The sequence below is a fragment of the Baekduia soli genome (assembly GCF_007970665.1).
GTDB classification, from domain to species: Bacteria; Actinomycetota; Thermoleophilia; order Solirubrobacterales; family Solirubrobacteraceae; genus Baekduia; species Baekduia soli.
This window is the reverse complement of record NZ_CP042430.1, coordinates 2,585,371-2,597,839: the sequence shown is the minus strand read 5'-3', so window position 1 is coordinate 2,597,839 and position 12,469 is coordinate 2,585,371. Positions and strand designations below refer to the sequence as shown.

14 protein-coding genes are annotated in these 12,469 nt (G+C 74.2%); 7 read left to right on the top strand and 7 right to left on the bottom strand.

What is annotated here, in order from left to right:
- Positions 1 to 2: 2 nt before the first annotated feature.
- Positions 3 to 1,541, bottom strand: a complete 1,539-nt coding sequence (locus FSW04_RS12400) for a phytoene desaturase family protein (RefSeq protein ID WP_146919665.1) — start codon at positions 1,539 to 1,541, stop codon at positions 3 to 5.
- A gap of 720 nt (positions 1,542 to 2,261) precedes the next feature.
- Here FSW04_RS12400 and FSW04_RS12395 point away from each other — a divergent pair.
- From FSW04_RS12395 to FSW04_RS12385, 3 genes are all read left to right on the top strand, one after another.
- Positions 2,262 to 3,077: a ferritin-like domain-containing protein gene (locus tag FSW04_RS12395; protein WP_146919662.1), complete on the top strand. Its 816-nt coding sequence runs from the start codon at positions 2,262 to 2,264 to the stop codon at positions 3,075 to 3,077.
- A 785-nt stretch (positions 3,078 to 3,862) separates the two neighbouring features.
- Positions 3,863 to 4,549: a sensor histidine kinase gene (locus tag FSW04_RS12390; protein ID WP_146919660.1), complete on the top strand. Its 687-nt coding sequence runs from the start codon at positions 3,863 to 3,865 to the stop codon at positions 4,547 to 4,549.
- Between the two features lies 1 nt (position 4,550).
- Positions 4,551 to 5,126: a response regulator gene (locus FSW04_RS12385; RefSeq protein WP_146919658.1), complete on the top strand. Its 576-nt coding sequence runs from the start codon at positions 4,551 to 4,553 to the stop codon at positions 5,124 to 5,126.
- An 8-nt stretch (positions 5,127 to 5,134) separates the two neighbouring features.
- On the opposite strand, the gene FSW04_RS12380 is transcribed toward FSW04_RS12385, so the two are convergent.
- Entirely contained in the window at positions 5,135 to 5,875 is a 741-nt protein-coding gene (locus FSW04_RS12380; RefSeq protein ID WP_146919656.1) for a Crp/Fnr family transcriptional regulator, read from the bottom strand.
- An 82-nt stretch (positions 5,876 to 5,957) separates the two neighbouring features.
- The gene (locus tag FSW04_RS12375) at positions 5,958 to 6,503 is read right to left on the bottom strand and encodes a DUF3105 domain-containing protein (RefSeq protein WP_146919654.1); all 546 of its coding nucleotides are present in this window, start codon (positions 6,501 to 6,503) and stop codon (positions 5,958 to 5,960) included.
- Between the two features lie 89 nt (positions 6,504 to 6,592).
- Here FSW04_RS12375 and FSW04_RS12370 point away from each other — a divergent pair, with 89 nt between their 5' ends.
- Together FSW04_RS12370 and FSW04_RS12365 are read left to right on the top strand one after the other, a co-directional pair.
- Positions 6,593 to 7,543: a HAMP domain-containing sensor histidine kinase gene (locus FSW04_RS12370; RefSeq protein ID WP_187369461.1), complete on the top strand. Its 951-nt coding sequence runs from the start codon at positions 6,593 to 6,595 to the stop codon at positions 7,541 to 7,543.
- The gene (locus tag FSW04_RS12365; RefSeq protein ID WP_146919650.1) at positions 7,540 to 8,193 is read left to right on the top strand and encodes a response regulator; all 654 of its coding nucleotides are present in this window, start codon (positions 7,540 to 7,542) and stop codon (positions 8,191 to 8,193) included. The genes FSW04_RS12370 and FSW04_RS12365 overlap by 4 nt, the downstream gene beginning before the upstream one ends.
- Before the next feature lie 215 nt (positions 8,194 to 8,408).
- Here FSW04_RS12365 and FSW04_RS12360 read toward each other — a convergent pair whose 3' ends face one another.
- Positions 8,409 to 9,011 carry a hypothetical protein gene (locus tag FSW04_RS12360; protein WP_146919648.1) on the bottom strand — a complete coding sequence of 201 codons (603 nt, stop codon included), beginning with the start codon at positions 9,009 to 9,011 and terminating at the stop codon, positions 8,409 to 8,411.
- Positions 9,012 to 9,301: 290 nt separating this feature from the next.
- Between FSW04_RS12360 and FSW04_RS12355 the strand changes: the two genes are divergently transcribed.
- Together FSW04_RS12355 and FSW04_RS12350 are read left to right on the top strand one after the other, a co-directional pair.
- A complete protein-coding gene (locus tag FSW04_RS12355) occupies positions 9,302 to 10,345 on the top strand; it encodes a S1C family serine protease (RefSeq protein ID WP_146919646.1) in 1,044 nt (347 codons plus the stop codon).
- Positions 10,342 to 10,734: a YrdB family protein gene (locus FSW04_RS12350; protein WP_146919643.1), complete on the top strand. Its 393-nt coding sequence runs from the start codon at positions 10,342 to 10,344 to the stop codon at positions 10,732 to 10,734. The genes FSW04_RS12355 and FSW04_RS12350 overlap by 4 nt, the downstream gene beginning before the upstream one ends.
- 275 nt (positions 10,735 to 11,009) lie before the next feature.
- On the opposite strand, the gene FSW04_RS12345 is transcribed toward FSW04_RS12350, so the two are convergent.
- Genes FSW04_RS12345 through FSW04_RS28475 form a run of 3 tightly spaced genes read right to left on the bottom strand, consistent with a single transcriptional unit; the run spans position 11,010 to position 12,398 of the window.
- Positions 11,010 to 11,681, bottom strand: a complete 672-nt coding sequence (locus tag FSW04_RS12345) for a hypothetical protein (RefSeq protein WP_146919641.1) — start codon at positions 11,679 to 11,681, stop codon at positions 11,010 to 11,012.
- A 13-nt stretch (positions 11,682 to 11,694) separates the two neighbouring features.
- Complete coding sequence (locus FSW04_RS12340; RefSeq protein WP_146919639.1) at positions 11,695 to 12,234, bottom strand: hypothetical protein; 540 nt, start codon at positions 12,232 to 12,234, stop codon at positions 11,695 to 11,697.
- Positions 12,231 to 12,398, bottom strand: a complete 168-nt coding sequence (locus FSW04_RS28475; RefSeq protein WP_407652984.1) for a hypothetical protein — start codon at positions 12,396 to 12,398, stop codon at positions 12,231 to 12,233. The genes FSW04_RS12340 and FSW04_RS28475 overlap by 4 nt, the downstream gene beginning before the upstream one ends.
- Positions 12,399 to 12,469 lie beyond the last annotated feature (71 nt).

The window sequence follows — 12,469 nt, the reverse complement described above, 5'->3', positions numbered from 1 at the left end:
GATCAACCAGCGCGCGTTCGCCACGGTCGCAGCCGACGGTCGTGCAGCAGCGCCCGCGCCGCTCCGCGACCGCTCATGCCGTGCACCGCCCCGCCCGGATGGATCGAGGCACCGGCGACGTACAGGCCCTTCAGCGGCGTTCGGTAGCGGACGAGCTCCGGCGCGGGGCGGAAGACGAGCTGCTGATCGAGCTCCATCGTCCCGCCCCCGAGGTCGCCCCCGACCATGCTCGGGTTCTCGACCTCGGTCTGGTGCGGCGCGCGGAGCGACCGGCCGAGGACTGCCGCGGCGAAGCCCGGTGCGAAGCGCTCGAGCTGAGCCTCGATCCGCGCCGCGACGTCCTCGTCTCCCATCGCGTAGCGCGACGGCACGTGCGCGTAGACATACAACGTGTGGTGCCCTGCCGGGGCACGGCTGGGATCGACCAGCGACTGCTGGCCCACGACGAGCGCAGGACGCTCGGGCACCTCCCCGTGCGTGCCGTCCTGCGCAGCAGCCTCGAGCGCGCCGAGGGCACCGGCGACGTGGACGACGGCGGCCTCTCGCGGCTCCGCGGCCGTCCATGGCACCGGGCCGGACAGCGCGTAGTCGAGCTTGAACGCCCCCGTCCCGTAACGCCACGAGCGAAGACGGCGCTCCAGCCGCGCCGGCAACGCGCCAGGCTCCAGCATGCCCACCAGCGGCCCGGCGCTGAGGGTGCTGATGACCGCGTCCGCGGCGATCTCCTCACCCGAGACCAGTCGCACGCCTGTCAGGCGGCCGCCCCGCGTGATGATGCGCTCGACCCGCGCGTCGCAGCGTACGCGTGAACCCTCGCGGGCGCCCCGAGCGAGGAGCGCGTCGACGAGGCTGCCCATGCCACCCACGGGCACCGGCCAACCATGGCTGTGGCCCAACACCTGCAAGACCAGGCCGAACGCTCCGCTTCCCGCCGTCGAGGGCGGAAGTCCGGAGTGCTGGGCCGAGCCCGACAGCCACGCGGTCGCTCGACGGTCGCCGGCGAAGATCTCCAGCCCCAGCGCTTCGATGGAGCCCAGCATCCGGCGGGCCCAGTCCAGGCCATCACGACGCAGCGCCCCGCCGAGCCGCAGCGGGCCGGCGACCGGCGGCAGCGGCGCGAGGATCGTCTCGACCAACGTCGTCGCGTGCGGCAGCAGCTGGCCCATCGCGCGCTCCCATCCGGAGCCGGCACGCCCGCCCAGCGATGCGGCGGTCGCGCCGACGTCACGGTGCAAGGCGATCGCCGTGCCGTCCTCGAAGGGATGCGCCATCACCATCGACGGGGTGACCCACCTCAGGCCGTCGTCCTCCAGCCGCAGCTCGCGCATGGCGGGTGAGGCCACGGCCATCGGAACGAAGGCGGCGTGGTCGTCGTGGACGAACCCCGGCAGCGTCCGTGCCGCGGAGCGCGTGGCCCCACCAGGGCGCGGCGCCTGCTCGAGCACCAGGGGGCTCAGGCCGCCGGCCGCCAGATGCACCGCGGCGACCAGCCCGTTGTGCCCCGCCCCGATCACCACGACGCGCGTCACGGGCGTGAGCACCGTCGCGAGAGCATGGTCCCGTGCCCCGCGACGGCACGGTCCACGATCAAGGCGAGCGGCGTGTCAGAACGCAACAGGCGATTCGGCGTTCGGTGTGCTCACGATCGGGTCCTACCCGCCGTAGACCGCCGGCAGCCGGTGGACTTACGATGTAAGATCTTGCGCAGGACGTGTCCCCCTCGCCCTCACGTCCTACGGCGCCCTCCTCGGGTGGCCTCGCGCCGTTGCGCTGAGCCATGGGACGAACTCGGCCGACCACGATCGCGGTCCGCGTGCAGCTTCGGTGCGTGATCCAGCCGGCGATCCCACGCCCGTCCGGGGTCAGCGCGGACCCCCCGCCGGACGCCGTCCCGGCCGCCGTGCCATGACCGGCGGCCCACCGTCATGCCGCTGACACCCCCGCGGCGCCGGCCCGGCCCGAAGACCTTGCCGGGGTCGATGCGGCCGTGGCGCTGAGGTGGGCCGGACGCCGCTCACAGCCCCGGCTCGGGGGGCACACACCCGCGAGCCGCCCCGCGGGTCGGCCGCGCCGGAGGACGGCCGCCGATCCCGGCCGCGCAGGTCCGGCAGCGTCGACCGCCGCCGCGGGCGCGGTCTGAGCGAGTGTCATCCGTGGTACCTCGCGTCGTCGACCGGTGATCCGCCTGGGCCCGGCGGGAGCAGGAGCAGGTGACACTCCAACCGGCGGCTCCCAGAGACCGCCAGAAGGGATCCACCCGCATGAGCGATTCCACCAACCACCTGTACGACGAGATCGACCGCCAGAACCAGCATCTGCCGGCCTCCAGCCGGCGCGGGCTGATCAAGGGCACGGCGGCGTCGCTGGCGGGCATGGGTCTCTTCGGTCTCATGAGCGCCAGCGCCGAGGCGAAGGTGTCCACCAACGACGCCAACAAGGCCGAGAACATCCTGGCCGTGGCGGCCACGGCCGAGGTGCTGGCCACGATCGTCAACACGGTCGGCCCCGAGAAGCTCGGCTCCCAGCTCGACGCGGTCACCCGGCGCAACGTCCAGGCCGCCGCCCAGCAGGAGAAGAACCACTATGAGCTGCTGACCTCCAAGGCCGTCGGCGGCAAGGAGGTCACCAAGACGATCTACGTGCCCGACGAGGTCTTCGCCTCCAAGGAGAACCTGCTGAAGACCCTCGTCGTCGGCGACCAGGTCTTCATCAACGCCTACCTGCTCGGCGTCACCGTGTTCGCGCGCCAGGGCACCCTCTCGGGCTCCAAGTTCGCGCGCTACGCCGCGGAGATCATGGCCACCGAGGCCGTCCACCGCGCCGTCGCGCTGCAGTCGCTGGGCGAGCTGGGCAACGACCGCGTCTACGCGAAGTTCGCCCAGCGCGAGGAGGTCGCCGGCCTGCCGACGACCGGTGCGCCGGGCTTCTACGACATCATGGATGCCGTGACCGTGCTGGAGTCCGCGGGCTTCGGCTTCGGCAAGCCCGGCAGCAAGCCCGGCACCGCCTACAACTACGACGAGGTCGCGGCCCGCACCCCCGTCGACCCCGGCGTCAACACCATCAGCATCTCCTGACCGACCGGCGCGACGGCGCTCACCGGCAGGCCGGCCGCCGTCGCGCCCCGTCATCGCCCTGGAAACGTGGCTGACGGCATCGGCCTTCCGGCTCGACAGCTCCACCGCCGCCCTCCTGGACGTCGCCCTCGCGGCCGAGCGCCAGTGCTCCTGCTGGCGGCCTCCTCGAAGGCATCGGGCCCCGATGCCCACGACACGACCCGCGCCACCTCCCCCGTGGCCTGAACCGAACGGCCGTCACGCCGATGACGCATGGTGCGCTCGGCTGACCCGTCGACGACAGCGTCGCGGCGCCCGCCAGCATGCTGTGGGCATTCCGCTGACGAGAGAGGCGCTGCGAGAGGACCGCCGCTGGTTCTCCCTGCTGGTGATGACGCGACTGCTCGGCGCGGCGGTGGCGATCGCCCTGCTGATCGCCCACGCGGTCACGCACGCCGACGTGCCGCTGGCGCTGGTCACCGCGGGCTGGACGGCGATCACGCTGACGGCCTTCGGCCGGCTCGAGCGCCTGCGCATCTCGCGCCCGGCCTGGGCCGGCGACATGCTCGCCGCGCTGGTGCTCGTCCTGCTCTCGGGCGACTGGCGCAGCCCGTTCTACGTGTTCGCCCTGACCACGCTGGTGCTGCCTGCGACGGCGTCGTCCTGGCGCGGCGCGCTGGCCTGGAGCACGGCCTTCTCAGGCGCCTACGCGATCACGGCGATCCTGACCCGGCAGGTTCCCGCGGACACGCATCGCCAACACGATCCGCCTCGAGACGCTGGCGACCCACCTCTTGGTCCCGGTCGTGATCACGCTCGCCCTCGCGTACTCCGGGCAGCTCCTGCGCCGGTTGCGCGAGGAACGCGAGCGCTCCGAGCTGCTCGCGGTGCAGAGCGAACGCCAGCGCATCGCGTGGGAGCTCCACGACTCCGCCAAGCAGCGGGTCCACGCGGCGCACCTGCTGCTCAGCGCCCTGCCGGTCCCCGCAGAGGGGCCGCGCGCGGCGGTGCTGACCCAGGCCCTGGCCGAGCTGCGCGGGGCGACCGCCGACATGGAGACCTCGATCGCCGAGCTCCGCTCGCCGGCCGAGGGGCGCCCGGTGGCCGACCTGCTGCGCGAGCGGGCGGGCGAGCTGGGGCTCACCGGTGACCTCGCCCTGCGCGTCGTCGGCGACCTGCCCGAACTGACGCCGATGGTCGCCGCCCACACCTACCGCATCGCGGCGGAGGCCCTGACCAACGCCGTGCGCCACGCCTGCTGCTCGACGGTCGACGTCGTGCTGTCCCGCGGCCCCGACGGCGGCCTGGTCGTCGTCGACGACGACGGCATCGGGATGGGCGAGGCCGCCGACGCCCATCCCGGGCACGGCCTGCGCTCGATGCACGGCCGGGCCGAGACGATCGGCGCCCGGCTGAGGATCGGGCCCGGACCGGACGGCCGCGGCACGCGCGTCGTCCTCGCGCTGCCCTCCACCCCACCCGAGAGGACCTGACGTGATCCGCATCATGCTCGTCGACGACCATCCCGCCATGCGTGCGGGGCTGACCGGGGTGCTGACCGCGGAACCGGGCATGGTGCCGCTCGGTGCCGCGGCATCCGCCGCGGAGCTGCTGCCGGTGCTCAACCGCACCCGGCCCGACGTCGTGCTGCTGGACTACCACCTGCCCGACACCGACGGCCTGCTGCTGTGCCGGCGGCTCAAGCGGGAGATCCCGGCGCCCGCCGTCCTGCTCTACTCGGCCTACGCCGACGCGCAGCTGGCGCTGCCGGCGATCCTGGCCGGAGCCGACGGGCTGCTGCACAAGAGCGCGCCCGCGCCGGCGCTCTATGACGCGATCCGGTGCGTGGCCCGCGGCGAGCGCGTCATGCCTCCGGTGCCGCGGGAGCTCCTGACGGCAGCGTCGGCCAAGGTCGAGGCCGAGGACCTCCCTCTGATCGGCATGGCGCTCGACGGTGCCCTGCCCGACGACATGGCCGCGGCGCTGCGCTGCGACGCCACCGAGATCGCGGCGAGGGTGGACGCCATCCTCGAGCGTCTGCGCGTCGAGGTGCCGACGATCGCGCCGTGACGCCCGGCTCAGACCGCGGTCAGGACGGTGCCCTCCTCCGGCCCGGCGAGGCTCGGCGGGTCACCGTGCAGGAGCCACCCGCCGTCGCCGCGCCGCGAGACGACGCCGGCCGCCTTGAGCTGGCTGAGGGCACCGCTGACGGTGGGCCGCTGCAGGCAGGTCAGCTGCGCCAGGAGCTGGTGGGTCAGGGGCACCGGCACCACGACGCCGTCGGCCGTCACCCGGCCCCAGCGGTCGGCCAGGTGCCAGAGCGCGAGCAGAACGCGCGTCTCGGCGTGGCGGACGTGGGCGATAGTGGCCTGGTGGACTAGCGTCCGGCAGCGCCGCGCGCTGCGAGAGAGCAGCTGGGCGATGATCGTCGGCCAGCGGGCGACGAGCTCGGCGAACCGCCGGTCCAGCGACGCGAACGTCGTCGGCTGCAGGACCCGCCACTCGCTGACGCACTCGACGGACCCCATGGTGTCCTCACTGTCCCACGGCCGCAGGAGCTCGCCGGGGCCCACGACCTCCGACGACTCGCGCTCGGCCAGCCGCACGGTCCGGACGAGCAGCCCGTCGATCACCAGCATCCCGAGATGTCCCGGGATCTCGTCGGGGTCCATCTCGAGCGTCCACGGGCCGGCGTCGGCCCACGCGCGCCGGGTCGTCAGGCGCGTGCGCAGGTGTGCGGCCACCGGCTCGTCGAGCCCGTCGAGAAGATCGGGGTCGTACTCGAAGACGCGGATGAGGTCGAGGCCGGAGAACTCCATGTCCTTGTCGTGCCCGCGCGGGCACCGAAACCCAATGGGGGCTGACCCCCATCTTGGGTGGTCGCGCAACCATGGGCCGCCGTCAGGCGCCGGGGCCCGATCCCAGGTAGCGGCCGCGGAAGAGCTGGAGGGCCTCCAACGCCCGGGGCGTGATCTCCCGGCAGCGCAGCTGCCGCCCGTAGGTCGTGACGCTGAGCTGGTTGGCGCGCAGAGCGGCGCTCGGCGCCAGCACCGTCCCCGCCGGCATCGATCGCTGCAGGTCGCCGAGCCTGTTGCGCTCGCCGTCGGAGGCGTCGGGCCGGTACTCGACGACGATGATGCCCGCGCGCACGCTGCGCTCGCGCGCCCCGTCGGAGACCGGGCGCGTGTAGATGCCGGGCCGCGCGGCCTGCGCGGCGACGGCGTCGCCGGAGAGCGTCCGCCGGCGGCCCGCGACGGTGCACCCCGCCTTGCGCGCCGCGGCGCCGAGCTCGCGCTCGTGGACGGGCGGCAGGGAGACCGAGGTCGCGGGCGCGCCGCCGCGATCGAGGATCAGCGCCGCGGCCACCACCACCGCCGCGCCGGCGCCCAGCCACGCTGCGATGTAGAAGGGCAGGCCGCCGGGGCGCCGTGGCCGGTGGTGGACCATCCCACATGGTTTTCCCTGACGGCGACGTGGGTGCGGGGCGCGTCATGCCGGTGACGTCACCCCCGCGCCGCAGCGCTACGGTTCGTCGCATGGGAGGCCGCTACATCTCGCTGTTCTGGCGGCTGCTCGTGCCCAACGTCACGGTCCTGGCGGTGGCGTGCGTCGTGCTCATCATCGAGCCGGCCAACGGCCGCATCCCGGCCCTGGTCGGCGGGCTGCTGGTCATGAGCGCGGTGAACGTGGTCCTGGTCCGGCGGGCGACGACGCCGCTGGCGCGGATGACGACCCTGATGCGCGACATCGATCCCATGCGCCCCGGCCATCGGCTGCCGTTGCCCCGGCCCCGGTCGGAGCTGACCCTGCTGGCCGACGCGTTCAACGACATGCTCGACCGGCTGGAGACCGAGCGCCGGGAGTCGAGCATGCGGGCGCTCAGCGAGCGCGAGGGGGAGCGCCGCCGGGTGGCGGCCGAGCTGCACGACCAGATCGGCCAGACGCTGACCGCGCTGGGACTGCACGTGGACCGGCTCCTGGCCGGCACGCCGCCCGAGATGCGCGACGAGGTGCGGGAGGTCCGCGACGGGGTCCTGGCCTCGGTGGAGGACGTCCGCCGCCTGGCACGGGAGCTACGACCCGAGGCGCTGGACACCCTCGGGCTCGTGCCCGCGCTGACCAACCTCAGCGAGCGCATGACCCGCCGGACCGGCATCCAGATCCGGCGGACGCTGGATCGCGACCTCCCCGTGGTCGGCGAGGACGCCGAGGTCGTCATCTACCGCATCGCCCAGGAGAGCCTGACCAACGCCGTGCGTCACGGACGGCCCGAGACGATCGAGATGACCTTGCGCGCGGAGGCCGACCAGGTGGTCCTGGGCGTGGTCGACGACGGCTGCGGGTTCGTCGCCAACGGCCCTTCCGAGAGCGGGATCCGCAGCATGCGCGAGCGCGCGCTGTCCATCGGCGCCGAGCTGCGCGTCGAGCCGCGGGGCGCCGGGAGCGGCACCCGCGTGGTCCTCGAGGTGCCGGTATGGCGTCGATGAGCGCACGGCCCATCCGGGTCCTGCTGGCCGACGACCATGCCGTCGTCCGGCACGGCCTTCGCCTGATCCTGGACGCCGAGCCGGGCTTCGAGGTGGTGGCCGAGGCCGGCGACGGCGCCGAGGCGGTGGAGATCGCGCTGCGCGAGGAGATCGACCTCGCCGTGCTCGACGTCACGATGCCCCGGCTGACCGGGGTGCAGGCCGCGCGCCAGCTCAGCGAGCAGCGCCCCGACCTCCGCGTGCTGATCCTGTCGATGCACGACAACGAGCAGTTCTTCTTCGAGGCGCTGCGCGCCGGCGCCTCGGGCTATGTGCTCAAGTCGGCCGCCCACGAGGATCTCGTCAGCGCGTGCCGGGCCGCGATGCGCGGTGAGCCGTTCCTGCATCCCCGCGGCGTGGCCGCGCTCGTACAGGACTTCCTGGATCGCGGCGCGGCCGGCGAGACGCCGGCCGACCCGTTGTCGGCACGCGAGTCCGAGGTCGTCAAGCTCATCGCTGAAGGCTTCACCGGTCGCGAGATCGGCGCGGTCCTGCACATCAGCGAGAAGACCGTCGAGCGTCACCGCAGCAACATCCTCGACAAGCTCGGGCTGCGTGACCGCGTCGCCCTGACGCGCTACGCGATCCGCCGCGGGCTCGTCGAGCCCTGACCGACGGTCCGGCCGGGCGAGCCGCACAGACTCCGAAGGACGGGAGGAGAGACCAACCCCGGAGACCTGCGGACAGAGGTCTCCGTGGGACGGCGGCATGGACGAGCGAACCGCTGCCGCGCACGGGCCTGCGCCCTTCGATCGAGGCGCCGCCAGGGCAAGCGCCGGCTGTCGATCATGCGGTCTGCCTTCCGCGCGCACACCGGCCAGGACGCCTATGCCATCGGCGCCGCGATCGGGGCCACGACCGCGCTCGTGTCCACCTTCCACACGCCGCCGGCGCGGCGCAGCGTGAGGGTCAGCGACCGGCGCTGCACGGTCATCCTCAGCAGGGGACGCACCGCGACGCGGACGTCGACCACGGCGTGGTCGGCCGCCGCACGAGCCCGGCGCCCCAGCGCCCAGCCCTCCAGGCGCCCCGGCCCGAACCGGGCGCGCAGCCACGACGACGGCACGGGAGCAGCCGGAACGGGGGTCGACCACACGCGCATGCGTCCCCACGCGCGCTGGTACCACGCGGAGAGCCACTCGGCTGCGGCACGCCGGGGAGTGGCGGGGGCCAGCCCCCGCGGGTCCGGGCGCCCGAGCTGGACGACGCGCGCCTCCCCGGCGTGGACGCCGGACGGCGCCATGGCCGCCGAGGCGACGATGAGGTCCTGTGCCGCCAGGACCACGGGGCCGTGGGCCGCGACGGCCGCACGCGCCGGCGAGGCCCCGGGCGATGGCGCCGACCGCGCGGCGGTGAAGATCATGACGCCCGCCAAGGCCACCGCGATCGCCAGGAAGACCAGACGGACGTCGGTGCGTGCGGCAGGCATGTTGGTGGTCTTCCACCCGGACCGGGATGACACGGCGCCCCGTCGTGCGCCTGACAACGTGCCGCCGGCGCCCCGCGACGACGGCCCGCTGGCCGCGGACTCAGCGCAGGTCGCCGCGGGTGTCCGCGACGGCTCGCCCGGCGCGGAGCCCGTCGCGACGTCGCGGTCGGGCGGCCGCGGGCCCGGTAAGCCCGGGCGTCACCGGCACGACACGAAGGGCCGCCCGCCGCACCCACCGGGTAGCGCGAGACCGACCATCCCATCCTCATCGCCCACGGAGCACCAACACCATGTCCTTGCCGCCGCCCCTGCGCCTGATCCTCGCCGCCCTGACCGTCGTGGTGGTGGCGACCGGTCTGTCGGCCTGTGGCGGGAGCTCGGGGGCCGCGGCGACGTCGGCGAAGGCGGCCTCCGCCCCGGCCGGGGCGTTGGCCTACCAGCAGAAGCTGGTCTCGGTGATCAGCGACGTCGCCCCGCGCGTCGTCCAGGTGCAGACCTCCAAGGGCCTGGGCTCCGGCGTGGTCTTCGACGACCGGGGCGACATCGTCACCAACGCCCACGTCGTGGGATCATCGACGTCCTTCACGATCACCGACGCCGCCGGCACCCGCTCGAGCGCCACGCTGGTCGGTGTCTTCGCCCCCGGCGACCTCGCGGTCGTGCGCGCCAAGGGCGCCAAGCTCCGCCCGGCGACCTTCGGGCGATCCTCGGACCTGAAGGTGGGCGACATCGCGCTGGCGATCGGCAATCCCCTCGGCCTGCGCAGCAGCGTGACCAACGGCATCGTCAGCGCCCTGGGCCGGACGGTTCCCGAGCCCGGAGGCGCCGTGCTGCCGGGCGCCATCCAGACGAGCGCGCCCATCAACCCCGGCAACAGCGGCGGCGCGCTCGTCGACCTGTCCGGGGAGGTGATCGGCATCCCGACGCTGGCGGCCGTCGATCCTGAGCTGGGCGGCAGCGCTGCGCCGGGCATCGGCTTCGCGATCCCCAGCGATGTGGTGCGCGACATCGCCGGCCAGATCATCAAGTACGGGCACGTGGTGAACTCCCACCGCGCGTACCTGGGCGTCCAGCTGGCCGCCGGGTATGCCGGACAGGGCGCCGTCGTGGCCAAGGTCGTCAAGGGCGGCCCCGCCGCCGCCGCCGGCATCCGTGCCGGAGACACGCTGCTGTCGATCGCGGGCAAGGACACGTCCTCGGCGGCCGACGTCTCCACCGTGCTGGCCACGCTGGACCCGGGGGCCAAGATCCCGGTCCGGGTGCGCCACGACGACGGCACGCAGGCCACCGTGACCGTGACGCTCGGCCAGTACCCGACGTCGTCGTCGTCGTGAACCGGTCGCGCTCGCCGCACGAGTGGCTCACGTTGGCCCTGCGTGCCACCCTGGAGGCCGGGACCGTGTTCGGGCTGGCCTACTGGGGTGCCACGGCCGGACACGACACCGCAGCCGATATCGCGCTGGGCGTCGGTGCCCCCGTTGTGGGCTTCGGCTTCTGGGGCCGGGTCGACGTCGGCGGCGCGGGCCGTCACGCCGAGCTCCTGCGGCTCCTGCAGGAGCTCGTGGTCTCCGGCCTGGCCGCCGTGGCGCTGTACGCCGCGGGGCTGCCGGCGACCGGCGTGGCCCTCGCCCTGCTGTCGCTCGCCTACCACGCTCGGGTCTACGCACTGGGCGGAACGCTGCTGGACCCCTGGAGCCGGAGCGGCGACGCGTCACCCGGCTAGCGGCGACCCACCGCGCCGTTCATGTTCCCGCCGAGGGGCGGCGCGCTGGAGATCGGGCTCGGCGGGAGACCGGCGACCGCTGCCCGCAGTTCGCCGCGCGATCGCGTCCCACATGCTCTTCTCGCTGTTCCCGTCGGCGATCGTCCTCACCTCGCTGTTCGGCCTGGCCGCCCGCATCGCGGGTGGGCAGGCCGACGTCGTCGACGCGATCGCCGGCGCCCTCCCCGTCGATGCAGGGGAAGCGCCCTCCGGAGCCCGCGATCCCCCGGGGCCGGTCAGAGCTGACGGCGGACGCCCGCCTCGTGGGCGACGCCCTCGAGCTGGTCGGCCAGATCGCCGTGGAGCGCACGGCGTCCGCCGCCTCGGCGGCCGGTGGGCAGCACCGTGCGCCGCCGCAGGTCCTCGAGCGCCAGGGCCGCGGCGGCATACAGCGCGACGGCGGCGAGCGCGACACCCACGACCCCGACCGCCGTCGCCAGCTCGCCCACCCCCAGCTCCTGCAGGCCCGAGAGCAGGAAGTCCAGGGCGGTCAGGGACATCACCGCCGCGACGACCGCCGTGCCCCCGGCCGCCTCGAGGGCCGAGATCGCCACGGCGGCCGCGATCAGGAGCTCCAGCGTCCCCAGCGCGTCGCTCCGGCTGCCGGCGGCCGACACGAGCAGCACCGCCCCTCGCGCCGTCCATCCGGCCGCAACGACCCCCATGCCCGTCGCGGCGACCGGATCCCGGGCCAGGAACCCGAAGACCGAGGCCAGCAGCTGCGGGACCGGGGTGAAGACCAGGACGAGCAGCCCGACCTGGCCGCGCTCGCCGGCCGGTGTCCATCCGAGCTGCAGGCTCGAGGCCAGCACCGCTGCCCCGGCCAGCGCCAGGAAGCCCAGGCCGAGCGGGCTGGAGATGGGCCGCAGCGCGATGCGCACGGGGGCGGGCCCCGGCTCGGTCCCCATCGCGCGCCGGGTCCTAGGCCCCGAGCGCGTTCAGGGCCTGCGTGATGGCCTTGCGGGTGTCGGCCGGGAGCCGGCCCTGCAGCTGCTGGTAGGTCGCCGTGGCCGCGGTGCGCAGTCGGTCGACCGAGCCCTGCACGTCGGCGCCGGCCGCGCCCTGATCCACGCTGGAGCGCAGGCTGCTCGTCGTCGAGCTCAGCTGCTTGGTGAGCTTGGTGAGCTGTGAGCGGGACCGCTCGGTGGCCGGCAGGTCCTTCGCCCGCTGCGACAGCGCCGTCGCACGCTGCTGATAGCCGCCCAGCTTGTCGGCGGCCTGCTGGTCGGTCACCTTGCCCGACGCGTAGTTCCGCGCGGTCGTGGCGATGTCGGCAGCGAGGGCCTGGGCGTCCTGGAGCACGTTCTGGGCCTTGGGCGACAGGGCCGGCTCGGCCTGCTGGACCTGCTGTTGGGCGTTGGTCGCCTGGTTCCGGGCCTGGTCGCTGGCGCTCTGCGATCCACACCCGGCAAGGACGGCCGCGCCTGCGGTGGCCACGGCGATGGCGGTCTTGACGGTCATGTCCCCTGCGCTACCCGAGGCGTTCCGAGGCCGCCGCCGCCACCGTCACGCCGATGACGCCTGCGGGCTCCCGAGGCGGCCGCGCGCGGCGCCGGCGCCCCGATCAGGATGTCACCGATCTCCGCCTGGGTCAGCCCACGGGCGAAGCGCAGACGCGGGATCATCCGCTCGTGCGCCGGGAGCCGGTCCAGCGGCGGTGTCGGCGTCGCGCGCTCCTCGGCGCGCTCATGACCGG

What these genes read in the sequence shown, in the direction of transcription:
- FSW04_RS12380 (WP_146919656.1), bottom strand. Translation starts at nt 5,875, where the DNA reads ATGGAGTTCTCCGGCCTCGACCTCATCCGCGTCTTCGAGTACGACCCC.
- FSW04_RS12370 (WP_187369461.1), top strand. Translation starts at nt 6,593, where the DNA reads ATGGGAGGCCGCTACATCTCGCTGTTCTGGCGGCTGCTCGTGCCCAAC.
- FSW04_RS28475 (WP_407652984.1), bottom strand. Translation starts at nt 12,398, where the DNA reads ATGATCCCGCGTCTGCGCTTCGCCCGTGGGCTGACCCAGGCGGAGATC.
- FSW04_RS12360 (WP_146919648.1), bottom strand. Translation starts at nt 9,011, where the DNA reads ATGCCTGCCGCACGCACCGACGTCCGTCTGGTCTTCCTGGCGATCGCG.
- FSW04_RS12345 (WP_146919641.1), bottom strand. Translation starts at nt 11,681, where the DNA reads ATGGGGACCGAGCCGGGGCCCGCCCCCGTGCGCATCGCGCTGCGGCCC.
- FSW04_RS12340 (WP_146919639.1), bottom strand. Translation starts at nt 12,234, where the DNA reads ATGACCGTCAAGACCGCCATCGCCGTGGCCACCGCAGGCGCGGCCGTC.
- FSW04_RS12395 (WP_146919662.1), top strand. Translation starts at nt 2,262, where the DNA reads ATGAGCGATTCCACCAACCACCTGTACGACGAGATCGACCGCCAGAAC.
- FSW04_RS12355 (WP_146919646.1), top strand. Translation starts at nt 9,302, where the DNA reads ATGTCCTTGCCGCCGCCCCTGCGCCTGATCCTCGCCGCCCTGACCGTC.
- FSW04_RS12375 (WP_146919654.1), bottom strand. Translation starts at nt 6,503, where the DNA reads ATGGTCCACCACCGGCCACGGCGCCCCGGCGGCCTGCCCTTCTACATC.
- FSW04_RS12365 (WP_146919650.1), top strand. Translation starts at nt 7,540, where the DNA reads ATGAGCGCACGGCCCATCCGGGTCCTGCTGGCCGACGACCATGCCGTC.